The following is a 23,871-nucleotide window of genomic DNA, read 5'->3' on the forward strand; positions in this document are numbered from 1 at the left end:
GTCAGTCCTCCTCAGTGGTGGTGTCGGGCAGTGCGATGACCTCGCCAGCGGCGGTGACGACGTCGGCGCGCACGAGGCCCTTGCGGACGGCGGCCCCGCGCTTGACGTTCTTCGCGGCCACGCCATGGCGCTTGGCGGCGGCGTTGACCTGGGTCGCGTCCCAGCCCTCGTACAGGGCGGGCTTGTGCTCGGCCAGGCGTGCGGCGAGCTCGTCGGACCAGACCTTCCCGGTGGGCCAGGCGGGGTCGTTCTCGGGCCACACGGCGAGGAGGTGGTCGAGGATGGTGGAGTGGTCCAGGTCGGCGGGCTCGTCCCCTGCGGCGGCCCCAGTGAGCAGGCCCTTGGCCTCACGGACGGCGCGGGCACGCTCCACGATCTTGTCGGCCATGGCACCGTCGATGAACGCGCCGCGCACGAGTTGCGGGTCGGACTTCTCACCAGCCATCAGGGCGATGCCCTTGTCCTCCTGGGAGAAGATCGTGGCCCGGTGCCCCGCCTTGTACATGCTCGTGCCCAGGACCATGTCGTTGGTGGTCTGGTCCCCGACTCGCAGGCAGACGCGCAGGGACAGCAGCGCGGAGATGCCGGTGGGGATGGCGTCCTTGTTGGGGCGCTGCGTGGCGAGCCAGAGCATGATCCCCAGGGCGCGGCCACGCCGCGTGATGTCCTCCACCAGGGCGGCGATCTCCGCGCCGTAGGCCGGGTCACCGAACCCGAGCTGTGACTCGTCGATGACGAACAGCAGAGGCTTGAACCCGTACGGGTTACCGACCTTGGCGAGCTCGTCGGTGACCTTCGACTCGGCGGCCACGTCCCGGGGCAGGGACCGGATGATCGCGGCCCGGCGGCGCATCTCCTCGCGCACCGACCGCAGGTCCGCCAGCAGCGCGGCCAGGTCGTCGGGGTCGTCGCCGGAGCGGCACACGTGCGCGATCGGGGCGAACGGCAGCAGGTCACCGGTGCCCTTGAGCTCGTGGATGTGCAGCTCCGTGCGCGGGTCCAGGGCCGCGCCGAGCATGAGGACGCGGAGCAGGAAGGTCTTGCCCATGCCGGGCAGGCCACCGATGACGCCGTTGTTGTACATGAGCGTCGTGGACACCGGGCGGCCGCGCTGGTCCTCGCCGATGACGAACGACTCGAACACGTTCGTCTCCCCCTTGTTCCGGTGCTTCCACTGGGCCACCGCGCGCTCAGAGAGGCCCTTGTCCGCGATGAACAGGTTCAGCCGGGACGGGTGGGCCTTGGGGTTGCCCTCGGGCCACACCGTGTCCTCCGGGCGGCGCAGCGCCGAGGCCAGGCGGTCCTTGCGCTCGATCACGTCCGCAGCTGTGGCACCCGGGGGAAGGTCGATGTGGATTTCCACGCCGCCCGTGGTCGGGAAGATGCGGAGCACCTTGACCTCGGCGTTGCCGCGCTTGGCCTCGCCCATCGACCCCAGGCCCAAGGTGAGCAGGGCGTCCGTGACGACGTCCACCGTGAGCTTGGGGACGTCGCCCTCCATCGCGGTGGCTATGGGCGCGGCCACGTGGCGGATGCCGACGACACCGAACGCCGTCAGAGCGGCGGCGCCGGTGGCGATGGCGGCGGCGGTGAGGCCCTCGGGGCCGGTGTAGGTGTTGATCGTGACCCCGGCGACGCCGGACATGACGCCGCCCGCGGTGATCCCGGCCAGGCGGGCGCGGACGCCGTCGGCGTGCTCCTTGCGGAGCGTCTTCCACTCCGACGTGCCGCGCACGCCGGCCATGAGCATGGTGCGGGTGGCCTTGTTCTCGGCGTCGGTCACCCACCGCGACAGGCTCCGCACACAGAGGCCGAACCCGACCCCGGCGCGAACGAGGAACTTGGGCAGGTACACGAACGGCAGGCGCACGCCGTGGTGACCGACCCACGAGGCCACGAACCGCGCCTCCCGGTATGCGGCGGCGAGGAACACCTCCGAGGAGGTGGCCCACTCCGGGAGAACCCGCAAGGGCGTGTGGTCCCCGCGGTGCTTGACCACGCGGGGCGCGCGCTCGGCGGCCTCGGGCGCCGGGGCGGGCGGAGCGTCGATGACCTCACCCGTGAGGGTGTTGTCGTCGTCCGCCGGGGCCGTGCCGGCGTTCTGGTCCAGGCCACGTGCGCGGCGGGCATCGGTCAGGCTCACGACGTCGCCGGGGCCGTTGACGATGGCGTCGAGCTCGGCGTCGTCGGGGACGTGGTCAGGAGTGTGCTCGTTCGGGGTCGTCATCAGGAAGCCTTCCCACTGATCTGGTCGAGACGAACGCGGCGGGTGGTGCCGTTGGTAAGTCGGATCACGTAGCGCACCGTGCGGGTAGTCCCGGACTCGCGGCTGATGATCTGGCCGACGGCGCCGACGGCGCCGTCGGTCAGGCGCACGCGCTCGCGCACCTGAGGCGTCCGGGTGCCCATCAGGCGCCCGCCATCTCGTTGGCACCCGAGAACAGGTTGTTGAGCAGGTCGTTGAGGGCGTCCACGCCCCACATGCCGAACGAGGTAGAGGCCAGCGCCAGGCCGAGGCAGACACCGAGGGTCAGGGTGCCGACCTTTGCGGACCCGTACTTGACGGCGATGAACGAGACGAGCAGCAGGAAGACCAGCAGGGAAACGGTGATCATGGCGGAGCTCCTGTTCAGGCGGTGCGGGTGGCGGGACGGATGACGACCCGGCGGGCCGTCGAGAGCGGGCTACCGGCGGTGTAGGCCGGGGCCGTGGACATAGCGCGGTTGGTGCTGGTCTGGACAGCGGTGCGGATCGCGACGCCGAGAGCGACCACGGCCCGGCGGTGCACCTTGACCGCGACCTCGTCAGGCGAGGCAGCGAGGCGGCACTCGGCGTCCACCACGGCGACCTCGGCCGCGATGACGGGCTCCTCGGCGACGATCGCGGCGAGCTCGGTGAACGTGGGCTCGTCGTCGTCGAACGCGGCGAGTGCGGTGTAGGTGCTCATCGGTTCTCCTCCGTGGCGGTCTCGTCGCCGTCAGTGGCGTGCGCGTCCTCGTGGGCCTTGCGCACGGTGGCCTTCATCGCCTCGACGCGGACCGAAAGGTCCAGCGCCTCCCGCCCGACTTCGGCGGTGCCGTCGTCCTCGCGGCCATGGCCGTTCGTGACGAGCGTGCGGGCCGCCCCGGCCAGAGCCAGGCCCGCCTCAAACAGGTAGCGACGCGCTGAGTCCAGCGCCCCGGTGCGGTAGATCGACATGTCTCGCCTCTCGATTGGGCTAGGCTGGCTAGCCATCTGATCCGACGAGTGGAGACTTGCACAGGCTGGCTAGCCATGTCAACAGATGAACGAAAGTTGGCTGACTTGGCTGTCCAAGCGGGTACCGTTGAAGCCATGAGCCTCGACCCTGACGACCCGCGCCCGCCCTACCAGCAAGTCGCGGCAGCAATCCGCGCTGCGATCCTCACGCGCACCATCGCGCCCGGTGACAAGCTCCCGTCTCAGAAGGAACTGGGAGAGCGTTACGGAGTAGCGCGCATGACCGTTCAGCAGGCACTACGCATCCTCAAGGACGACGGCCTCGTCATCTCCCGCCAGGGGAGCGGGATGTACGCACGCGAGCGGACCGAGCGACCCGTCGGGCTCCGCCCTCACCTCGAAAAGGCGTTCGAGGCGGACGACGTCCGGATCGACTTCGTGGGCTACACCGCCGAAACGCTCCACGGCGCAATCGCCGAACCCCTCGACAAGATCCGGACCGGCCGACTCACACCCAAGTCGATCCACATCCGCCTCTTGGTGTCCGACATGGGGCAGCCGCTCGCATTGCCCGCAGCAGCGAGCGGCGACGTCGACGACAGCGCCCGCGCTCGTCAGCGGATGGCGGACATCGGCACTCGACACATAAGCGCCGTTCGGGATTCGGTGCTGGAACTCGGGGACCTCGAACTCGTCCCCACGGTCACGGTTGAGACCCGCTCGTTCGGGTCCGCGCCGGTGTTCAAGGCGTACGTCATCAACGGAGACGTCGCATTCTTCGGCTTCTACCCCGTGGTCACGCACGACGTCAGGGTCAGCGGGGAGAAGGTCAGCATCTTCGACCCGATGGGCAAGGACGCCGTCCTCTTCCATTACACCGACGACGGCGACCCCGAGTCCATCGAATCAACCTTTGTCGTGCAGGTCCGCGAGTGGTTCGACAGCGTCTGGAACAGCGTGGCAACGGACGTGACGCCGTGATCGATGCTGCACAGCTCCTCAGGGAGTCGGCGGCCGTACTGCTCGACTTCGACGGCCCAGTCACTCCGCTCATGCCTGCACCGGCCAATATGCACGCCGCTGACGTCGCCCGGCAGGCGCTCACCGCCCACGGCGCCACTCCGCCCGACGACATCGCTGCGACGTCGGATCACCTCGCCGTGATCCGCTGGACCGGAACGCACGCACCGCAAGCCCTCGCCGACGTCGAGAACGCGTGCACGGCGGCAGAGACCGACTCAGCGCGAACCTGCACGCCAACCCCCGGAGCACATGCGCTCCTCGCCGCACTCCACGCCACCGGAACGCCGGTCGTCATCGTCAGCAACAACGCCGCAGGATCGATCCGCGTGTACCTAGCGCGTCATCGTCTGTCGGCTTATGTGCGCGACGTCGTCGGGCGTCCACATCTCCGGCCGGATCTTATGAAGCCAGAACCGTACACAGTCCACTACGCACTGACCATCGCGAAAGTCCGCGCGCGGAGCGCTGTCCTGATTGGCGACTCGGTGTCCGACATCGAGGTGGCGAGAGCGGCCGGTGTCCGCTCCATCGGCTACGCCAAGACGGTGCAACGAGGGAACGAATTGTTGGAGGCGGGCGCGGATGCCATCACGAGGAGCATCGCCAGTCTCGCCCGCGACGACACTCCTACCGAGGGATCCCAGTAGGCGCACCCATAGACTTCGGGTCTCATCGGGAGGCTCACCAAGGGGGGCTAAGAGTCGTGGCGGAACCCAGTTCGTTGCCGATCGTCGGGCGGAAGGTTAAAACTCCGAAGAAAGAGCAGCTCGCCAACGAAGTAGTGGAACTCTTGAGGATTCACCCGGCCACGAGACCCAACGGATCGACTGTCGCCAGTGACACTCTCGGCCAAATCCACGCTGCGATCACAGGCCATCCGGCCACAGGAATGGATGCGCACCAGAAGACTGCAGCGATCCTCGAAGCGCTGGGCTTGACGTACGACCCGCACTGGGACACCAATGCGGGAGCAGCGGTCACAACGCGTGCTTACTCTCGCATGCTCGTTGCACTGAGCAAGAGGCCGCGGTGCTTCGTCCTCAACAGCACCGACGCGTCCGTGGGCAACGCATGGGAGACCGACAAGAAGCAGCACTACCGCTACGACACGAACGTCACAGGCCGAATGCCCCTCAATGACGCAGGGCCGGGGTCGCTCGTGCTGTTCTACAACACGAGCAACCACAGCCGGAACCCGATGAGCTACACCGCCACCGCACGGGTCGAGTACATCGGCCCCGGGTGGACTGGCCCGTGGACCGCTGACCTCAGCGGGTACCAGGAGTTCGACAGCCCTGTTCCTGCTCGGCAGGTGGAGATCGCCGGACGAAACAACCAGCACGCGATTACCGAGATCACGTGGGAGCAGTACCAGGAGATCGTCGCCGCGGGCACCGGCATGCGCCCTGAGAGTCACGACGTCGAAGCGGGCCTCGACGTCGGGGGCGAGAGAGCGGCCGAGCGTGTGACCGTCGACTTCCCGGCGGCTGACGTCGAGATTCTTGGTGACGAGGTTCCGGTTCGCCGTGCGGACGGTGACCTTGATCCGTCGCCGGAGCGCGAGCCTGCGTACGGGGGTCCTTCCGCTGGGGACGGCTCGGTGCGCATCCCATCGGGCCGGCGTTCCGCTAGCGACCGTGGACGCGACAAGATCGTCGAAGAGCGGGCCGTCACTGTGGCCACCATGCATCTCGAGAACCTGGGATGGAGGGTCGTCGCTGACCGCCAGAAGGACGGCGTCGGCTACGACATCGACCTGACGGACGGCGAGCGGAGCGTGCACTTAGAAGTCAAAGGTATCCAGGGTCCGCGGCTGGAGTTCAACGTCACCGCCAAGGAGTGGTGGCGGGTTCGCACTGATCCGGACTTCGTCTTGGCCGCCGGAACGGACGTCTTGAACCCGACGACAGTCCACGTCAACTTGCTGAGCCCCGAGGAACTCGTGGAGGCCGACCGTGTGGCAACTCAGTTCCGGGTCGCAGTCAGGGACGGGCAGGAGCTGGGGCCAATAAGTTGACGACCCATCTGCCCGGTGCCTTACATGTGGAGCGGCCTGACTGGCGCAGTTGCGGCAGCGGCGCGCCCACCTAGCCGGAACCTCCAGGCGGCGCGATTGCGCCTCGTCCTGCTCTCCTTCACCCGGTCCTGGGCTCGTTGCACTGTTCTAAACCACCTGCTCTCCTCGTAGAGTGCACTGAACGCTTCGGGCTGCCTGCCTGCAGGCGCTACGTAGTCACGTCACCTGGACAGGAATCCGATGGCTTCCCACACTTCCCACGTCTCGCAAGAGTCTCTGCTTCGACAGGCTGTGCTGAACACCAGCCAGTCGATTGAGCTGCTCCGCGAGGCGGTATCCAACAGCGTCGACGCAGATGCGCGGAACATCGACATCAAGTTGACGAATGCGGGTGGCGAGATGTGGAACATCGTCATCCAGGACGACGGTAACGGCATGGAGGAGCGTCACATGATGGCGTTTTTTAACGCCGGCGACTCTGTGAAGGACTTTCCCCAGGAGTCGATCGGCGAGAAGGGTCTCGGGTCCAAAACCACATTCGTTGCCAGTGAAATTGTGGTCGAGTCACGGCGTCACACGAACCCGACCGAGGTCCTTGTCGGAAAGATGTCTGACCCCCTGGCCGACCTTGGCAATGACACTCTGCCCGAGTTCACCATCGAGAAGAATCCATCCAACTACACGTCGGTGACATCCTCGAAGGGGACGAGGGTCATGCTCAGCGGCGTGCACCTGGCCAGCTTCAACGGGAAGAAGACCGCCAACCCGGACGAAATTGCTGGTCGGGTGATGCACTACTTGCGCAGCCTCTGCGCCACGGGAACGGTCAAGAACCGACATGGCTCACAGGCCCACATCATAAGTTCTGTGATGAACGTCGGTACCATCCCGCTTGTGACGCTCGAAGTCGTCGCCCCGACTGGCACGGTGACGCTCGGCCCAATGCCCGGCACTTATCAGGTCCCTCCGGTCGATCTTAACCCCACGGGCGGGCCGGTCTCCGAGGGCATCGCGCAAAACTCCAAGAAGTTCTGCGACGTATACGACTTCAACCGGAGCAGGACAATCAGTCTCCAGGGCAAGTCGGTGACCTTGCACTACGACGGCACGGTCATCATTGCAGGCGAGGAGGTGCGCGCTGAGATGCTCAGGGACGAATTAAAGCAGGGCTGGACGCAGAAGTCGCAGATGGGCGCGCATCTTTGCAAGGACTTCATTCCCCTGCGCAACGAGACAGGGCTTTCTCGTGAGCTCCTGGGCGGCGAGTATTATTTCGAGTACAAGTTGTTCCTGAACAGCCAAGAGTTCCAACTTAACGCGGACCGCAACGTCATTACGAACGAAGAGTCAGACGAAGTGGCGTGGATTTGGGACGACTTCAAGACGCATGTTTGGCCGAATATCGAGTCGCGAGCCAGCGCCTACAAGCAGATGAAGGCGGCGGAGGACGCTGCAATCGAAGCCGTAAGGAAGACGAAGGACGCCGCTGATCTCAAAGCGAAATACTCGAGCGCAAACGACATTGCAGTCACCAAAGCTGGCGCATCCCTCGCCTTCGTCAAGGAGCCGAAGAAGGAAGCCGATGTTTCTCACCTGCTCGCGATGATGGTCCAGTCCGGGGACTGGGCCTCGGAGCTTGACCCGATCGCGCGATTCGGTCAGTACATTGACTCATCGACCGACGTGCTCGTCGAGGACGCGATGGGCGCAGTCCTCCTGGTTGAGATTGAGTCACTGCTTCCCAACCTGTTCAGGCACCAGCACCCCATGAGTTCATATGACCTCGTTGTGGTTTGGTCGCTGGGCGGCATGACCAACGGAGACAGTCGCGAAGCGCCATGGGGGACGAACAGCACAAGTGTCGCAGTGACGCTTCTGAGTACGGCATCTGGTGGCTGGATGCTCAAATGGGGCACCCACACGAAGCCGGTCGTCGTGCTGGGGGCAATTCTCTAGAGGCTGTTCGGAAGAGTCCCTGTACGTCGTGGAACTGTGCGCGCAACAGCACTGAAACATGCTCTCGGTGTGTGAGTTCGGCAGGCTACCTCCGGCGCTGGGCGCCCGGGTATGCGGTCGGCGACATCCAACAGGGCAGCTGCAGCATGGCTGCTTGCGAGGCATTAGGCGTTGCGCGGCAAGTGCACCGCCCGCTGGAAATTGCTCGTGGCATGCAGGTGTCGCCAGCCCCCTCGGAGCGGTGCCACTGGCCCAACGGAGTGTCCCAACCCGCGCGCTCCGGGGCGGACGGAACCGGACAGTCCCGGACGACATGGCGGGCCTGAGCGAGTCGATCCGCTGGCGAGTCGCGGCCCGGACGCATCTGTAAATCAGACGGCTCAGCCTTCGGGGGTTCGAATCCCTCACCAGCCACGTGACAACTAGGGCGTGACCTGCGGAGACGTGGGTCGCGCCCTAGTTCGTTGCCGGCTACCGACCGGTTCACCATCGCTGTCACACTGTCGCCGTGGAAAACATGTGGTCGAGCCGGTTCGCCCAGCACTGGGCCCAGGAGATCTCACCGACGGCATTCTGGCGGCGGACCGCGGAACTGGATCGACAGGTGTTGCGAGGGTTGCCCGGCTACGCGGCCGCGGTCGACACCGTCGTGGGCGACTTCCACGCCGAGGTCCAGGACGCGCGGTCGGAGATCGACGCTCGGACTCGCCGCGTGGATCCCGCCGTGGCCGATCTCCGTTCGCCGCGGCGTACCGTCGGCACCGTGCTCGGCGCGCTCGGCATCGGTGGTGCGTTCGCGTTCTTCTTCAGCCGAGCCGACTTCGACCTGATCGGCATCCTCCCGTGGTCGTCGGCCTTCCTCGCGCTCGGGACCGTCGGTGTTCTGATGGCGCTGCTCCCGGTCCGACGCTCGGCCCCGGCCACGAGGGGGATCGTCCAGCGTTCGTGGTTGCTCGCAGGCTTTGCCGCCGCGGCGGCGGCGGCTCCGCTCCTCCTGCTGCGTCTCACCCCCTTCTCCGAGCTTCCGGGGGCGGCACGCACCTCGCTCGGTGTGAACCTCGTGCTCGCCGGGGTCTGCTGCGTGGCGTCCGCGATGGTCACGGTGACGTGGCTCCGTCTCGGGACGCAGCAGCACGGTGTCGTCGAGCGCCTGGTCGACGACGTCTCCGCGGAGCGTGAAGCGGTCGCCGAGGCTGCACTGAGCCGATACCGCACCAGCCTCGAGGAGCTCCACCGAGATCTTGCCGCCGAGGATCGGGAGACGATGGACCAGGCGTACACCGCGGCTGGGGAGACCCTCGTCGCGCGCGGGGTCATCGACACGGTGGACCAGGTGCGCTCGCACGTCCCTGGCATGCTCATGCTCCAGGCGATTGCCGACGCCACCATCCGCAACCGGACCGTCGTCCTGGTGCCGCAGCTGGCCCCGGCGCAGCGCTGAAACCAGGTCGGTGCGGTGCCCGGGAGCGACGCGGCACACCTCACACCGGATTCGATTTCACGCCAGGCCGGAGGCCATGTAGAGTCTTCCTCGCCGCCCCGATAGCTCAGTCGGCAGAGCGTCTCCATGGTAAGGAGAAGGTCAAGGGTTCGATTCCCTTTCGGGGCTCTGTGATCGACGCGGGGTCGTCCGCCCACCTCACCGGTTCGCCGGTGGGGAGCAACGGCGGACGGTCTCGCGTTCAGTCACGCGCGGCGGGGTAGCTCAGCTGGTCAGAGCGCACGACTCATAATCGTGAGGTCGCGGGTTCGAGCCCCGCCCTCGCTACCAAGCAAGTACATCCGTCCGGCTTCCTGTGCCGGACGACGAGAAGACACATGGCGCCTCCCTCTCGAGGCGCGGAGGTGAGAGCCATGGCAAGCAAGAGCGCGGATGTCCGCCCGAAGATCACGCTGGCGTGCGTGGACTGCAAGGAGCGGAACTACATCACGAAGAAGAACCGGCGTAACGACCCGGACCGCCTGGAGCTGGCGAAGTTCTGCCCGCGCTGCGGCAAGCACACGTCGCACCGCGAGACCCGCTGAGTCTCTCCGTAGCTTCACACCGACGTGGCGAACGCTGATTTCGAGGGCCGGGCTTACCCGGCCAACGCCCCCTACTCCGTAGGTCGCGAGAAGATCCGCGAGTTCGCCGTCGCCGTCGGTGCCACGCACCCCGCGCACCACGATCTCGTGGCGGCGCGGGGTTCTGGCTATCCGGACCTGGTCGCCCCGCCCACGTTCGCCGTGGTCGTGGCCCAGCGGGCCGAGTCGCAGTACATCAGCGACCCCGAGGCCGAGATCGACTTCACGCGTGTGGTCCACGCGGACGAGCGCTTCACGCACCACCGTCCCATCGTCGCCGGTGACGAGCTCACGACGGTACTGCACGTGGACCGGATCGTCTCCCGCGGCCCCATCAGCATGGTGACCACGCGCTGCGAGATCTACGCGATGCCCCAGCAGGTCGAGGTGCCGTCCCCCGAGGCCGACACCCCCGGCGAGCACGTCGCCACCGTCGTGTCCACGCTGGCGATCCGAGGTGAGGACGCATGAGCCGCCCCGACATCGCGACGCTCGCCGCCGGCGACGTGATCGGCAGCCGCACCGTCACCTTCGACCGCGCGGCCCTGGTCCGCTACGCGGGTGCCAGCGGCGACCTCAACCCGATCCACTGGAACGACAAGTTCGCGAAGTCCGCAGGCCTGCCCGGCGTCATCGCGCACGGCATGCTGACCATGGGCACCGTCGTGGGCCTGGTCGTGGACTGGGCGGGTGACCCGGGCGCCGTCGTCGACTACCAGACGCGGTTCACCAAGCCCGTCGAGGTGCCCAACCCGGGCACCGCGCTGGTCGAGGTCGTCGGCACGGTGGGCGTGGTCGACGCCGACGCCGGCACGGTCCGCGTGGACCTCGCCGTCACGGTCGACGGCGCCAAGGTGCTGGTTCGCGCCCAGGCGCTCGTCCGCCTCTGACGGTTCCCACCGCGGCCGTCGGCACCGGCGGCGACCTGGTCGGTTTGCCGGGGTAACGATTTTTTAACCCGCAGACCCTTCTCATGCACCCCCTGATCGGGTGTGATTCTCTCGTCCGGAGCTCTACGGACCGACGAGAGGAACTCCGCGTGACGTCCCGACGACGTATCACAGCCCTGGCCACGGCGGCCGGGGTGCTCTTTCCGCTCATCCCGCTCTCGGCGGCTGCGGCCGCCCCCACGGTGACGGCGCCCGGCGACGAGGTGGTCGCCTGCGCTCCCGTGCTGACCGCCGGCTCGCTCGACGAGGCGTTCACCGCGGCGGCCGACGCCACGGGGGTGCCCGAGGACCTGCTCAAGGCGGTGTCCTACCTGGAGTCCCGCTGGGACCAGCACGGTGGCCAGGCCAGCGCCGACGGGGGCTACGGCGTGTTCAACCTGGCGGCCGGCGGCGGCCTCGGGCACGCGCACGTCGAGGGCCTGCCGCTGTCCGCGATCAACGACAAGACGGGCCCGGCCCGCGAGGGCACGCCCGAGCTCACCCGCGCGGCCGCGCTGACCGGGCTCGACGAGGCCACCCTGAGGACGGACGCCCAGGCCAACGTCTGCGGCGGCGCGGCGCTCCTCGCGTCGTACCAGGCCCAGGGCGTGCGCGACGGCGCGGCCGACAGCGGCGCGGTCGACCCCGGGGCCCCCGCGACGTCGCCGGACGGTCTGACCGTCTGGGAGGACGCCGTGTCCCGCATGAGCGACATCGACGGTTTCGCGGCGGGCGTCTACGCCACGCTCCGGGACGGCGCGGGGACCACCACCCCGCAGGACGGCGCGGTGATCCTCACGGGCAACCCGGACGTCGTCGTGCCCCGGAGCGCGACCACGAGCGACCCCGAGGCGGACTGCCCCGACGACCTCGGCTGCGAGTGGCTCCCCGCCCCGTACGCGAAGGGTTCGCCGGACCTCCCGGACGGCACCGGCGACTACGGCAACCACGACCAGGCCGACCGCACCGGCGCGGGCGGCCCGTCGATCGACTACATCCTGATCCACGACACGGAGACCGCCTACCAGCCGTCGGTGAACCTGGTGCAGGACCCGACCTACCTGGCCTGGAACTACACGCTGCGCTCCGAGGACGGGCACGTGGCGAACCACCTCGACCCGGCCGACGTCGGCTGGCACGCGGGCAACTGGTTCATGAACATGCACTCGATCGGCCTGGAGCACGAGGGCTGGGCGGGCACGGGCACCTGGTTCACCGAGGCGATGTACCAGTCGTCGGCGGCGCTGGTGCGCTACCTCGCCGCGGAGCACGACGTCCCGCTCGACCGGGCGCACGTCATCGGCCACGACCAGGTGCCGGGCATCCTGCCGGGCTACACCAAGAACGTGCACTGGGACCCGGGCCCGTACTGGGACTGGGACCACTACTTCGAGCTGCTCGGCGCACCGATCGGCGGCGACCTGGAGGCGACGACGGACGTCGAACCGGGCGACGTCGTGGAGGTGCGCACGGGCTACGCCGAGAACCCGAACGTGGTGACGGGCTGCGAGCAGGCGTCGCCGGGCTCGGGCGAGTGCGTCGACGGCGCGGGCACCAACTTCCGGTACCTGTACCAGGCGCCGTCGGCCGACGCGCCGCTGGCCAAGGACCCGGGCTGGAAGCCGGACGGCGCGGACGGCACCACGTACGCGAGCGACGTGAGCGCGCGCGTGCAGTCCGGGCACAAGCTCGTGGTGGACCAGGTCGACGGCGACTGGCTCGGCGTGTGGTGGGCCGGCTCCCTGGTCTGGCTGCACAACCCGGTCGACCGTCCGGTGGTGGTGCCGGCGACGGCGCAGACCGTGACCGTCGCGGGCGACGCCCCGGCGCCGGTCTTCGGGCGGGCGTACCCGGAGGCCGCCGCCTACGCGGCGTACCCGGACGTGCCGGTGCAGGCCGTGACGCCCATCGAGTACACGGTCGGCGTCGGCCAGACCTACGCCGTGTCCGACGACGACGTGGCCGCCGACTACTACCGGGCCGCCACGTTCGACGGCTCGGGACCGGGCGACCGCACGGTCGTGCGCGGCGACGACATCTACTACCAGGTGTGGCTGGCGCACCGGCACGTGTTCGTCAACGCGGCCGACGTCGAGCTGCACGACCCGGTCGTCGCGGACGTGTCCGGGCCGACGGTCCGGGGCAACGCCAAGGTCGGCCGGGTCCTGACCGCGGAGGCCGGCACGTACCTGCCGGACGACGTCGACGTGGCCTACCGGTGGCTGCGCGACGGCGAGCCGGTCCGCTGGGCGACCGGCAGCCGGTACCTGGTGACCGGTCGGGACAAGGGGGCCGAGATCGCCGTCGAGGTGACGGTCTCCGCGCCGGGGTACGCGTCGGCGTCGTACACCTCGGACCCGAAGCCCGTCTCGCCGAGGTAGAACCAGGGCGAGACAGAACGGGGGCGAGGTGGAACCAGATCTCTGGTTCTACCTCGCCCCCGTTCTATCTCGGCGGTCCGCTCACCAGTTCGGCGTGACGCCCGGCAGGTTGCGGGGGAGCTTCACGTCCTTCGGGTGGTAGACGTACGTGAGTCCGTCGGTCGAGGTCTGCCAGACCCGCTCGAAGTTCTCCCGCGTGTACACGACGCGGACGGCGTCGTTCGTCGCCCCGTGCGGGTCGTTGAGGATCGGGTCGCCGTCGGCGGTGAAACCACGGAGCACCACGAGGTGCCCGTCGGTCTCGTACCCGGCCTCGGGCATCTCCTCGGCCTCGAAGTTGATCGAGAAGACCAGCGGGATGCCGGCCGCGACGAACTTCTCGGCCTCCGCGAGGGAGCGCAGGCGGGTCACGAACGACTCCAGGCCGAACGTGTTCGCGTAGGCCGCGTTGAACGGCCAGTTGCCGGCGCCCTCGTACGTGTAGTCCCAGGTGTTCATCGCGGCGTAGTCGACCTGCGGGTCGCCGTTCGGCGCCTCGATGCCCTCCAGCTCCTCGGCCGGCACCTCGCGCCCGTAGGAGTAGATGACCATCGTGGACGACGTCGGCGAGCACCACACCTGGCCGCCGCCCCCGAACTCGGGGTACTCGCCGCGGTGGATGTTCTGGCTGTACTGCGGTACGTCGAGCGCCACCTCGCGCCCGAGCGTGAAGTCGCTCGTGCCCGTGTAGTGCGCGTCGGGCAGGTACTCGTTGGTCATGGTGCTGACCGCGTCGAGCCGCGGGGACACGCGGGTGCCCTCGGGCCGGTACAGCGTGGCGCGGGTCTGGTACGCGTCCGGCTCGTGCCCCGACTTGGCGACGTAGGTGTCGGTGAACAGGTAGGCGTCGTCGTCGGTCTGGCCGTTCACCGACGTGCGGTGGATGTCGCCCACGCTGCCGTCGGCGGGCGCGAAGTCGTCACCCGAGGCCCAGCGGCCCATCACGAACCACTTGGTCCAGCTCCCGTCGGCCTTGCGGCCGCGGTACTCGATCTCGACCCACGTGCCCGTGGGCGTCTGCGCGTTCCACGAGCTCACCGACTCGTCGATCAGGTAGCCGGCCTCGACCACGGGCGAGGTCCACCGGCCCGTCTCGTAGCTGACGGGCGTGCCGTCGCCGAACGGGTCGGTGTACTCGACGGTCTCGCCGGCACCGCGCAGCACGAGCCCGCCCTGGGCGCCCGGCCGCAGGTTGGCGGTCTTGCCCGCGTGGAAGTCGCGTACGCCGTCCCAGGTCGTCAGCGTGATCTGGTTGTCCGACGCCGCCGGCTCGGACGCACCCGCCACCGGCACGGCGCTCGCCGCGATCCCCGCCTGCACCACGAGCGCTCCCGTCGCCACCAGTGCGAACACCGTGGTCCGCAGTCCTCTTCGTCTCGACATAGCCCTGCCTCCATGCCTCCGGGCCCCCTCTCGGTGAGCGGGCCGTGGACCCTCCCTATCAGAGCGGGGGTCGGGACAGAAGCAATTTAGGCGTCACCCGAAAAGTGGGCGTGTCAGCCCAGGTCGGGCACGGGCCCCGTCGTCGTGCCCTCGACCAGGCTGACCGGCAGCGTCACCGACTCGGGCTCCTCGCCGGCCAGCAGCGCGATGACGGCCAGGCCGAGGGCGCGGCCCTTCTCGACGAGCGGCTGGTGCACGCTGGTCAGCACGTCGGGGGAGAGCCACGGCAGGTCGAGCCCGTCGAACCCGGCGACGGACACGTCCTCGGGGACGCGCAGGCCGAGCTCGCGCGCGGCGATCACGGCGCCGGCCGCGAGCAGGTCGGAGTGGGCGATGATCGCCGTCGGACGGTCCCGGGCCGGCGCCCACTCGGACAGGATCTCGGTCGCGGCGTCGCGCCCGTGCTCCACGAGCGAGGCGGGCGTCTCCCACGACATGACGGGCTCGATGACGTCGCGCACCCCGGCCAGCCGGTTCCGGGTGGGCGTGCGCTCCGCCGCGGCGAGCCGCTCGGCGTCGACGAGCCCCGACCGCTCGTCCCGCCCGAACGGCAGCGCGATCTCCGCGATCCGCGTGTGCCCCAGCTCGACCAGGTGGCGTACCGCCTCGGCGGCGCCCCGGCGGTCGTCGACACCGACCACGGGCACCCCCGGCACCTCGTGCCCCTCGCCGATCACGACCGGCACGCCGCGCCGCTGCAACGCCGCGAGGTTGGGGTCGCCCTCCAGGATCCCCCACACGAGCACGGCCACGTCCATCGCGGCGGCCTCGACCAGCGGGTCGACGGCGGGCGGCAGCCCCGCCTCGGCGGCGAGCCCCACGGACTGCGCGGTGGCGCCCTGCGGCATCCCGGGCACCAGCAGCACACCCAGCCCCTGCTCGCCGATCGCGGAGACCAGGCCGTGCAGCACCTGCGTGGAGACCGGGTCGCGGAACGACCGGCCGAGCTGGTCGCCGATCACCACGCCCACGATGCCGGAGCGGCCCGACCGGAGCTGCCGGCCCAGCGGGTTGGGCCCGGAGTACTCGAGCTCGCGGGCGGCGGCCAGCACCTTCTCCCGGGTCTCGGGCGTGATCGGTCCCGCGCCGGAGAAGGCGAGCGACGCGGTGGACACGGAGACACCTGCCAGCTCGGCGACCTTCGCGAGGGTCGGTCGGCCAACGGTCTGGCGGTTCATCGCGGTTCCTTCTCTCGCATCGGGCACCGGTGGTGCAGGACCCGGGAATCTGCTGGGCTGATCCCAGATTGTGGCTTACGGTCGGGAGATTCAATCGCACCAGGGAGTTCCGTGCCTACTGCACACGCCGCCGCCCGGGCGGTATTCGTCGTCTTCGCCGCCAGTGGGTTCGCCTTCGCGAGCTGGGCGTCACGCCTTCCCGCGGTGCGGGACGGGCTCTCGTTCTCCGAGCGGGAGATGGGCCTCCTGCTGCTCACGATATCCGTCGGGTCGATTGCGGCCATCCCGCTGTCCGGGCTGGTCAGCGAGCGGCTCGGGACCGCCCGAACCGTTCTGGGATTCGCGGGCCTCACCGCGGTCGGCCTCTCCGTGGCCGGGTACGGCGTCGCCCTGGGGGAGCCCCTCGTGGTGCGAGGAGGGATGATCCTTTTCGGCGTGGGCTCCGGCGTCTGGGACGCCGCGATGAATCTGGAGGGCGCGGCGGTCGAGCAGCGGCTCGGTCGCGCCATCATGCCCATCTTCCACGCCGGGTTCTCGTTCGGCACCGTCATCGGCGCCGGTGTCGGTGCTCTCGTGGCCACCGTCGGGGTGCCGGTCGTCTGGCACGTCGTGGCGGCCGGCGCCGTCTCGTTCCTCTCCGTCGTGGTCGCCACCCGGTTCTTCACGCCGAGTGCGGTACCGGTGCCCGACGGCGCCGCCGGCGCGGTCAACGCGGACGGCGCCGACCCGGCGGAGGTGACGCCGCCGCCGTCCGGCATCAGGGGGCTCCTCGCCGCCTGGCGTGAGCCCCGCACCCTGGCGATCGGCCTCGTGGTGCTGAGCGCCGCCCTCACGGAGGGCGTGGCCAACGACTGGGTGAGCCTCGCCGTCGTGGACGGGTTCGACACGTCCGACGGCATGGGCGCGGTGGGTCTCGCCATCTTCCTCACCGCCATGACGAGCGCCCGCCTGGCCGGGACCCGCGCCATCGACCGGTACGGGCGCGTCCCGGTGCTCGTGCTCTCCGCGCTGCTCGCGTTCGTCGGCGTGCTGACGTTCTCGCTGGTCCCGGTCCTGTGGCTGGCGCTCGTGGGCGTGGCGCTGTGGGGTCTCGGCGCGGCGATGGGCTTCCCGATGGGCATGAGCGCGGCGTCCGACGAGCCGCGCCGGGCCGCGATGCGGGTGGCCGCGGTCTCGACCATCGGGTACACCGCGTTCTTCGTGGGGCCGCCGCTCATCGGGCTCGTGGCCCACGAGACGGGCTACCGCCTGGCGGTGCTCGTGCTCCTGGTGCCGATGGTGCTCGGGCTGGTCGTGGCGCGTTCCGTGCGGCCGCTGCCGACGGCGGCGGGTGTGAAGAGGTAGCGCGGATCACGCCGGCGGGTTCGCGCAGGCCAGGCCGCGGAAACCAGGGAGGGAACACGTCTGCGGACACCAAAAGGTTCCAGAATTGGCAGACATCACCCACGCCATGTCGAAGATGTGCACAAATCCCGCACTGCGGGTAGATAGGCTTGCACGGTGAGCCCATACCCGGCAGACACCGTCCAGGCACAAGCGGTGGTCCCCAGCCTCGCCGACCTCACCACTCTGCGAGTGGGTGGACCGGCTGCCTCGTACGTCGAGGCCGAGGAAGAGGCCGCTCTGATCGAGGCGGTGAGCGCCGCCGACGACGCCGGTGTGCCGCTGCTCGTCGTGGGTGGCGGCTCCAACCTGCTGGTGGCCGACGAGGGTTTCGGCGGCGTCGTGGTGCGCGACGTCCGCACCGGGATCAGCGTCGAGTCGGACGACACCTGCGGCGGCGCCGTGGTCAGCGCGCCGGCCGGCCAGAACTGGGACGAGCTGGTCGAGCGGGCCGTCGACGAGGGCTGGGTCGGGGTCGAGTCCCTGTCGGGCATCCCGGGGACGGTCGGCGCCGCCCCCGTGCAGAACATCGGCGCCTACGGCCAGGAGCTCTCGGGCGTGGTCTCGCTGGTCCGCACCTGGGACCGCGGCGACCGCCGGGTGCGCACCTTCGCCGTCGGCGAGCTGGGCTTCGGGTACCGCACGTCGCTGCTCAAGAAGTCCATGCACGGCGAGGGTCGCGAGGGCATCCGCGGCGAGGGCGACCCGCGGGCGCCCTGGTACCCGTCGCCGCGCTACGTGGTGCTGAACGTCCAGTTCCAGTTCCGGCTCGGCACGCTGTCGGCGCCCGTGGGCTACGGGGAGCTGGCACGCCGCCTCGGCGTCGAGGTGGGCCAGCGCGCGCCCATGAAGGACGTCCGCGAGACCGTGCTGGGCCTGCGCGGCGGCAAGGGCATGCTGCTCGACCGCCCGAACTTCGGCGCGGAGCCGGACCACGACCGCTGGAACTCGGGCTCGTTCTTCACCAACCCCGTGATCCCCGTGGAGCACCTGGAGCACCTGCCCGAGGACGCCCCGCGCTACCCGGTCCGCTCCGCGACGCCGGAGACGACCACCGGGCCGAGCCTCGGCGCCATCGACCCCACGCTCGTGAAGACGAGCGCCGCCTGGCTCATCGAGCACGCCGGCTTCGCCAAGGGCTTCGGCCTGGCGGGAGAGCACAGCCCGGCGCGGCTGTCGACCAAGCACACGCTCGCGATGACCAACCGCGGCGGCGCCCGGACCGAGGACGTCATCGCCCTCGCCCGCGCGGTCCGCGACGGCGTCCGCGACCGGTTCGGCGTGACCCTGGTCCCGGAGACCGTCCTGGTGGGCGTCTCCCTCTGATCCTCGCCCCGCCGAGGTAGAACTCTGGCGAGGTAGAACCGCGGCTCACGCTGCGTTCTACCTCGCCAGAGTTCTACCTCGGCCGAGCGGTCAGTAGACCACCACGGGCGTGCCCGACGGCGCGCCCCAGCTGTCCCAGATCCAGTCCATCGCGCTGTTCGACACCCGCACGCAGCCGTGCGACGCCGGGAACGCCGGCACCGACGCCGAGCCGTGCACCGCGATGCCGCCCGTGAAGAACTTGGGCCGCCACATGTCGCCCAGCTCGAGCCGCGACGCGTACATCCGGTTCTCCTCGCGGTACACCGCGAACGACCCGCGCGGCGTGTACGCCGTGTAGGTGGCGCCCTTGGCCTCGTACGTCTCCCCGTTGCCGGACGACGCGTTGATCACCTTGACGACCTTGCCGTTCTCGACGGCCAGCACGAGCTGCCGGTCGATGTCGATCTCCAGCACCTTGCCCGACGACGTCTGCGGCCGCGGCACCACACCGTTGTCCGCCGCTGCCTGCGTGGCGTCGCCCACCACGCCGTCCCGGTACAGGCCCCCGGCCTTCTGCAGCGCGAACACGGCCTGCTGCGTCTCGCCGCCGTACGCGTTGTCGACCGACGTCACGAAGTAGCCGAGGTCCCGCAGCCGCTGCTGCAGCTTGCCCACGCGGTCGCTGACCTCGCCGTACTCGATGTAGTCGGGCTCCTCCGGCTCGTCGTCCTTGCCGCCCTTGCCGTCACCCTTGTCCCCGCCGGCCTCGTCCTGCGAGCTGCCCTTGCCGTCGGACTTGCCCTCGTCGCCCTTGCCCTCGTCCGCGCCGTCGGCCGACCCGTCGTCGGCGCCCGCACCGGAGTCGTCCGTGCCCTCGCCGGCGCTCGCGGACGGCGAACCGCTCGGCTCCGGCTCCTCGGACGGCGCGCTCGCGCTGGGCTCCGGGGTGGGGGAGCTCTCCTCGGACGCGGACGCGCTCGGCGAGCTCGTCGTCCGGTCCGCCTCCGCCGGCGGCTCCTGGTCGTCACCACAGCCGACGAGCAGGGTCGCCGTCAGCGCCATTGCGCCCAACGTGCTCACGACCCTCCTGGCCACGTGGACCCTGTCCGTGCCGTGGTTCGACCTGCTGTGCACAACCCGCATCGTGACTCCTCCTCGGCCGCACCTGCTGGGGGTGGCGCGGCACCGCACACACGAGACGACGTCGTCCCCCCGTGAGTGTCCTGTATCTGTAACCGACGTACGCCGGATCAAGATGGTTGGGTCGGTCGATCGTCACCCAATCGTGACTGACCCGCGCGTCGGGAGGGCACCCAGGGTCTCCGCGGGGTCGGGCGCGAGCAGCCACGCGTCGACGTCGGCCAGCAGCCGCGCCTTGGTCGACGACGACGCCCGGCTGGCCCGGATCGACGAGCCCGCCAGCGCCGCCAGCTCGGTGTCGGTGAAGCCGTGTGCGTCCCGCGCGATCGCGTACTGGTCCACGAGCCGCGACCCGAACAGGAGCGGGTCGTCGGCTCCGAGCGCGACGACGGCGCCCGCGTCCACCAGGGTGCGCAGCGGCACCTCGTCCGCCTCGCCGTACACGCCCAGGCCGATGTTCGAGCCGGGGTTCACCTCCAGCGCGACGCCGCGGTCCACGATCTCCGCCAGGACGCGCTCGTCCTCGGCGGCCCGGACGCCGTGCCCGATCCGGTCCGGGACGAGCTCCCGCAGGACCTCGCTGATGTGGTCCGGCCCGAGCAGCTCGCCGCCGTGCGGCACGGCGGCCAGCCCGGCTCGGCGCGCGATGTCGAACGCGGGGCCGAACTGGGACGTGTCGCCGCGGCGCTCGTCGTTCGACAGCCCGAAGCCCACGACCTCGCCCACACCGTCGCCCGCGTACCGGGCGGCCAGCCGGGCGAGCGTGCGCGCGTCGAGCGGGTGCTTCATGCGCGACGCCGCGATGATCACGCCGACCTCGATGCCGTGCTCGGCGCTCGCGGCCCGGGCGGCGTCGATGACGATCTCGACGGCCGGTGTGATGCCGCCGACGAACGGCGCGTAGGAGGTGGGGTCGACCTGGATCTCGAGCCGGCCGGAGCCCTCGGCGGCGTCGTCGGCCGCCGCCTCGTCGACCAGGCGGCGCATGTCGTCCTCGGACCGCACGCACGCGCGGGCGGCGTCGTACAGGCGCTGGAAGCGGAACCAGCCGCGCTCGGTCGCGGGCAGGCGCAAGGGGTCGTTGTCGATGAGCGCCTCCGGCAGCCGGACGCCGTACGCGGCTGCCATGTCGACGAGCGTCGGCACCCGCATGGATCCGGTGAAATGCAGGTGGAGGTGCGCCTTGGGGAGGAGTGCGAGGTCGCGCATCTGCGTAGTGTGGCAAAGCAGTGGTCCGGTGGCAGCCGCGATCGTGATACTCCGCACTACTCACACATCCCGCCGCCCCATCTTTGGTGTGCGCGCGCTCCGCTACGTATCCTGAGAAGAACATGCCCCAGATAGCCGAAATGACTGATTTGCTCGATGCGCGACCAGGGACACCGAGGAAGCAGTGAACGAGAACAACACGGGTGAGACCGATGCCGATGCGGCAGACCTCCCGGTGCACGTCGTCCTCGGCGGAAAGTACGAGCTCGTCGACGTCCTCGGCACGGGGGCGACGTTCACGGTCTACGACGCGCAGCGGGTAGCGGCCCCGGAGCCCGTGGCGGGCGACGCCGAGGACTCCGACGGTGCCACGGGCGCTTCTGCGGACGTCGACGGCGCAGACGGTTCGGGCGGCGCGGGCGAGAGCGAGGCCGGTGCGTCGGGCGAGGCCGCGGACGCGGACGCGAAGCCTGGCGAGGCCACGGACGGCGCGCCGGGCGACGGCGACGACGAGTCGGGGTCCGGTGCGGATGCCGGCTCCGCCTCCGACGGCGAGCCCGGCGACGAGACCGGCGCGGACGCCGATGCCGATGCCGACGCCACGGCGGAGATCGCCCAGCCCGCGGAGCCCGAGGCTGGCCCCTACGACGGGCCCCTCGTGGTCAAGGTGCTCCACCCGCACCTGGTGGACGACCGGAACGCGCGGGCCTCCCTGCAGCGTGAGGTCGACGCGTCGGCGCTCGTGACCCACCCGGGCGTCGTCAAGGTGCTGGACTCCGGCGAGGAGGACGTCGCGGGCGCGAGCGTCCCGTGGACCGTCATGAACCGGGTGCCGGGCGTCTCCCTGTCCGACTATGCCGGGGACAGCGGCGTGCCCTGGCGGGACGCGCTCATGATCATCGACGGCCTGCTGGAGGGGCTCGCCGCCGTGCACGCCGCGGGTCTCGTGCACCGGGACATCGCGCCGCGCAACGTGATGGTCGACAAGCGGCCGGACGGTACGTTCGCCGTCGGGCTGCTGGACCTCGGGCTCACCCGGCCGGCCGGCGGCGAGGGCGAGGGCGCCACGGTGGCCGGCTCGGTCCTCGGCATGTCGCCGGAGCAGGCCCGGGGCAAGCCGCTCGACGCGCGGAGCGACATCTACGCCGTCGGCGCGCTCGCGTACTACGCGCTGACCGGCCACGCCCCGTTCGAGCGGGCACAGGCGGAGGACGTCCTGCGGGCGCACGTGAACGCGCCGGTCCCCGCGGCCTCGGCGCGGCGCGCGGCGGTCCCGGCGTCCGTGGACCGACTCGTGTCCCGGGCCATGGCCAAGGACCCGAACCGTCGGTTCCCCACGGCAGAGTCGATGCGCGAGACCGTCACGATCCTGCTCGGCGGTCCCGCGGGGCGGATGGGCACCAGCGGCGAGACCATGCAGCTCGGCGTGGGCGCCGGCGGCACCGAGGTGATCGACCCGGTCGCAGGGTCCGGCACGATGGTGCTGGGCCAGGCGGCCGAGGGCAGCGACCGCACCATGCTCGTCGGTGCGGTGGGGGCCGCCGGAGCCGCCGCGGCGATCGGTGCGGACACTGCGGCGGCCGCCGTGCCGCCCCAGGTGCCGCCACCGCTGGAGCCGGCGGAGGAGCAGCGGACCTTCTGGCAGAAGATGACCACCGGCCGCGGCCGCGTGATCACGATCATCGTGTTCGCGCTGCTCGTGTTCGGTGGTGCGGGCCTGGTGATCGCGAACATGCTCGGCAACAACGGGACACCCGCGGTCACGCCGAGCCAGAGCCCGTCGACGCAGCAGCCGTCGCGGACGCCGTCGGCCTCCCCGACGCCGAGCGAGACGGACGAGGTGGCGCCGCCGCCGGAGTTCACGCCGTCGCCGACACCGACACCCTCGCCGACTCCCACCCCGACGCCCACGCCGACCCCGACGCCGACTCCCACCCCGACGCCGACGCCGAGCGCCACGCCCACGGAGGAGCCCACCGAGGAGCCGACGGAGGAGCCCACCGAGGAGCCGACGGAGGAGCCCACCGAGGAGCCGACCACCCCGGTCGAGCCGTCGACCAACCCGACGGGCGGCCAGGCCGAGGGCGACACCACGCTGCCCGCCGGCAGTCGCTAGGTCGGGCAGGCCACCAGCCGATCGGCCGGCGGCCGCCAGGCCAGCAGCTGGCCAATCGGCTGGGGGCCAGGCCGGCAGCTGGCCAGGCCGGCTGCCGGCCGGGCCGGACGGCCCGGGTCGCGACGAGCTCGCGACCCGGGCCGCACGTCACAGCTCCTTGAGGCGCTCCTTCAGGGCCATCGCGGCGCGGGCCCGGAGCATCGGCCCCTCGGCCTCGTCGTCCGAGCCCGCCTCCGCGACCGTCGCCATGTGCGCTGCGAACCGTGCGTCCGCTGCCGCGAGGGTGGCGTCCGGCGCGGCCCGGTAGGCCTCGGCGACGTCGTCCAGCGCGCCGTCGTGGAAGGTCACGCCCATGGTGTCGATCGGCAGCGCCACGTCGTAGATCGCCGACGCGACCGCCGCCTCGACGCGTGCCGTGATGTCGATTTCGCCCGAGTTGTTCATGCGGGCAACCTAGCGGCAGGCGCCGTGCGGCGTGGCCGAAAGG

Annotated in this window: 22 protein-coding genes and 2 tRNA genes; 14 read left to right on the top strand and 10 right to left on the bottom strand. The window is 70.2% G+C overall.

Translation table 11 applies throughout. The annotated features are described in order from the left end of the window. Position 1: 1 nt before the first annotated feature. Genes ACIPN7_RS04620 through ACIPN7_RS04640 form a run of 5 tightly spaced genes read right to left on the bottom strand, consistent with a single transcriptional unit; the run spans position 2 to position 3,198 of the window. Positions 2–2,227 (bottom strand): FtsK/SpoIIIE domain-containing protein, encoded by a 2,226-nt coding sequence (locus ACIPN7_RS04620; protein ID WP_400538446.1) that lies wholly within the window; start codon positions 2,225–2,227, stop codon positions 2–4. Further along, complete coding sequence (locus ACIPN7_RS04625) at positions 2,227–2,409, bottom strand: hypothetical protein (protein WP_400538448.1); 183 nt, start codon at positions 2,407–2,409, stop codon at positions 2,227–2,229. Before ACIPN7_RS04625 ends, ACIPN7_RS04620 begins: the two co-directional genes overlap by 1 nt. After that, the gene (locus ACIPN7_RS04630) at positions 2,409–2,615 is read right to left on the bottom strand and encodes a hypothetical protein (protein WP_400538451.1); all 207 of its coding nucleotides are present in this window, start codon (positions 2,613–2,615) and stop codon (positions 2,409–2,411) included. Before ACIPN7_RS04630 ends, ACIPN7_RS04625 begins: the two co-directional genes overlap by 1 nt. A gap of 14 nt (positions 2,616–2,629) precedes the next feature. Next, positions 2,630–2,947, bottom strand: a complete 318-nt coding sequence (locus ACIPN7_RS04635) for a DUF6284 family protein (protein WP_400538454.1) — start codon at positions 2,945–2,947, stop codon at positions 2,630–2,632. Then, positions 2,944–3,198 carry a hypothetical protein gene (locus tag ACIPN7_RS04640; protein WP_400538456.1) on the bottom strand — a complete coding sequence of 85 codons (255 nt, stop codon included), beginning with the start codon at positions 3,196–3,198 and terminating at the stop codon, positions 2,944–2,946. Before ACIPN7_RS04640 ends, ACIPN7_RS04635 begins: the two co-directional genes overlap by 4 nt. A gap of 135 nt (positions 3,199–3,333) precedes the next feature. Between ACIPN7_RS04640 and ACIPN7_RS04645 the strand changes: the two genes are divergently transcribed. The 11 genes from ACIPN7_RS04645 to ACIPN7_RS04695 all read left to right on the top strand — a co-directional run bounded on the left by ACIPN7_RS04645 (position 3,334) and on the right by ACIPN7_RS04695 (position 13,568). Next, positions 3,334–4,179, top strand: a complete 846-nt coding sequence (locus ACIPN7_RS04645; protein WP_400538459.1) for a GntR family transcriptional regulator — start codon at positions 3,334–3,336, stop codon at positions 4,177–4,179. After that, entirely contained in the window at positions 4,176–4,868 is a 693-nt protein-coding gene (locus tag ACIPN7_RS04650; protein ID WP_400538462.1) for an HAD family hydrolase, read from the top strand. The genes ACIPN7_RS04645 and ACIPN7_RS04650 overlap by 4 nt, the downstream gene beginning before the upstream one ends. Before the next feature lie 353 nt (positions 4,869–5,221). Next, complete coding sequence (locus tag ACIPN7_RS04655) at positions 5,222–6,238, top strand: protein NO VEIN domain-containing protein (protein WP_400538465.1); 1,017 nt, start codon at positions 5,222–5,224, stop codon at positions 6,236–6,238. Positions 6,239–6,529: 291 nt separating this feature from the next. Then, positions 6,530–8,194 carry an ATP-binding protein gene (locus ACIPN7_RS04660; RefSeq protein ID WP_400538467.1) on the top strand — a complete coding sequence of 555 codons (1,665 nt, stop codon included), beginning with the start codon at positions 6,530–6,532 and terminating at the stop codon, positions 8,192–8,194. 604 nt (positions 8,195–8,798) lie between these two features. After that, positions 8,799–9,635, top strand: a complete 837-nt coding sequence (locus ACIPN7_RS04665; RefSeq protein WP_400538470.1) for a hypothetical protein — start codon at positions 8,799–8,801, stop codon at positions 9,633–9,635. Positions 9,636–9,730: 95 nt separating this feature from the next. Continuing rightward, positions 9,731–9,803, top strand: a tRNA-Thr gene (locus ACIPN7_RS04670). An 85-nt stretch (positions 9,804–9,888) separates the two neighbouring features. After that, positions 9,889–9,965 (top strand) — tRNA-Met (locus ACIPN7_RS04675). An 83-nt stretch (positions 9,966–10,048) separates the two neighbouring features. After that, entirely contained in the window at positions 10,049–10,219 is a 171-nt protein-coding gene (gene rpmG / locus ACIPN7_RS04680; RefSeq protein WP_013837798.1) for a 50S ribosomal protein L33, read from the top strand. Between the two features lie 24 nt (positions 10,220–10,243). Beyond that, entirely contained in the window at positions 10,244–10,729 is a 486-nt protein-coding gene (locus ACIPN7_RS04685) for a MaoC family dehydratase N-terminal domain-containing protein (RefSeq protein ID WP_400538473.1), read from the top strand. After that, positions 10,726–11,148, top strand: coding sequence for a MaoC family dehydratase (locus ACIPN7_RS04690; RefSeq protein WP_400538475.1), 423 nt, complete (start codon positions 10,726–10,728; stop codon positions 11,146–11,148). Before ACIPN7_RS04685 ends, ACIPN7_RS04690 begins: the two co-directional genes overlap by 4 nt. A gap of 149 nt (positions 11,149–11,297) precedes the next feature. Then, a complete protein-coding gene (locus tag ACIPN7_RS04695; protein WP_400538478.1) occupies positions 11,298–13,568 on the top strand; it encodes an N-acetylmuramoyl-L-alanine amidase in 2,271 nt (756 codons plus the stop codon). An 81-nt stretch (positions 13,569–13,649) separates the two neighbouring features. On the opposite strand, the gene ACIPN7_RS04700 is transcribed toward ACIPN7_RS04695, so the two are convergent. Both ACIPN7_RS04700 and ACIPN7_RS04705 read right to left on the bottom strand, forming a co-directional pair. Next, positions 13,650–14,990: a C39 family peptidase gene (locus ACIPN7_RS04700; protein ID WP_400538480.1), complete on the bottom strand. Its 1,341-nt coding sequence runs from the start codon at positions 14,988–14,990 to the stop codon at positions 13,650–13,652. 113 nt (positions 14,991–15,103) lie between these two features. Then, positions 15,104–16,228 carry a LacI family DNA-binding transcriptional regulator gene (locus ACIPN7_RS04705; RefSeq protein ID WP_285100941.1) on the bottom strand — a complete coding sequence of 375 codons (1,125 nt, stop codon included), beginning with the start codon at positions 16,226–16,228 and terminating at the stop codon, positions 15,104–15,106. A gap of 111 nt (positions 16,229–16,339) precedes the next feature. Between ACIPN7_RS04705 and ACIPN7_RS04710 the strand changes: the two genes are divergently transcribed. Together ACIPN7_RS04710 and ACIPN7_RS04715 are read left to right on the top strand one after the other, a co-directional pair. Next, positions 16,340–17,572, top strand: coding sequence for an MFS transporter (locus tag ACIPN7_RS04710; RefSeq protein ID WP_400538483.1), 1,233 nt, complete (start codon positions 16,340–16,342; stop codon positions 17,570–17,572). A 156-nt stretch (positions 17,573–17,728) separates the two neighbouring features. Then, on the top strand, positions 17,729–18,937 hold the full coding sequence (locus ACIPN7_RS04715; RefSeq protein WP_400538485.1) for a UDP-N-acetylmuramate dehydrogenase: 1,209 nt from the start codon (positions 17,729–17,731) through the stop codon (positions 18,935–18,937). A 90-nt stretch (positions 18,938–19,027) separates the two neighbouring features. Here ACIPN7_RS04715 and ACIPN7_RS04720 read toward each other — a convergent pair whose 3' ends face one another. Together ACIPN7_RS04720 and ACIPN7_RS04725 are read right to left on the bottom strand one after the other, a co-directional pair. Further along, positions 19,028–19,999 (bottom strand): L,D-transpeptidase family protein, encoded by a 972-nt coding sequence (locus ACIPN7_RS04720; protein ID WP_400538487.1) that lies wholly within the window; start codon positions 19,997–19,999, stop codon positions 19,028–19,030. 195 nt (positions 20,000–20,194) lie between these two features. Further along, on the bottom strand, positions 20,195–21,268 hold the full coding sequence (locus ACIPN7_RS04725; protein WP_400538489.1) for an adenosine deaminase: 1,074 nt from the start codon (positions 21,266–21,268) through the stop codon (positions 20,195–20,197). A 184-nt stretch (positions 21,269–21,452) separates the two neighbouring features. Here ACIPN7_RS04725 and ACIPN7_RS04730 point away from each other — a divergent pair, with 184 nt between their 5' ends. Then, complete coding sequence (locus ACIPN7_RS04730) at positions 21,453–23,384, top strand: serine/threonine-protein kinase (protein WP_400538491.1); 1,932 nt, start codon at positions 21,453–21,455, stop codon at positions 23,382–23,384. Positions 23,385–23,531: 147 nt separating this feature from the next. Here ACIPN7_RS04730 and ACIPN7_RS04735 read toward each other — a convergent pair whose 3' ends face one another. Continuing rightward, on the bottom strand, positions 23,532–23,828 hold the full coding sequence (locus ACIPN7_RS04735; protein ID WP_400538493.1) for a hypothetical protein: 297 nt from the start codon (positions 23,826–23,828) through the stop codon (positions 23,532–23,534). Positions 23,829–23,871 lie beyond the last annotated feature (43 nt).

It is taken from the genome of Promicromonospora sp. NPDC090134, assembly GCF_044746965.1.
Taxonomy (GTDB): Bacteria; Actinomycetota; Actinomycetes; order Actinomycetales; family Cellulomonadaceae; genus Promicromonospora.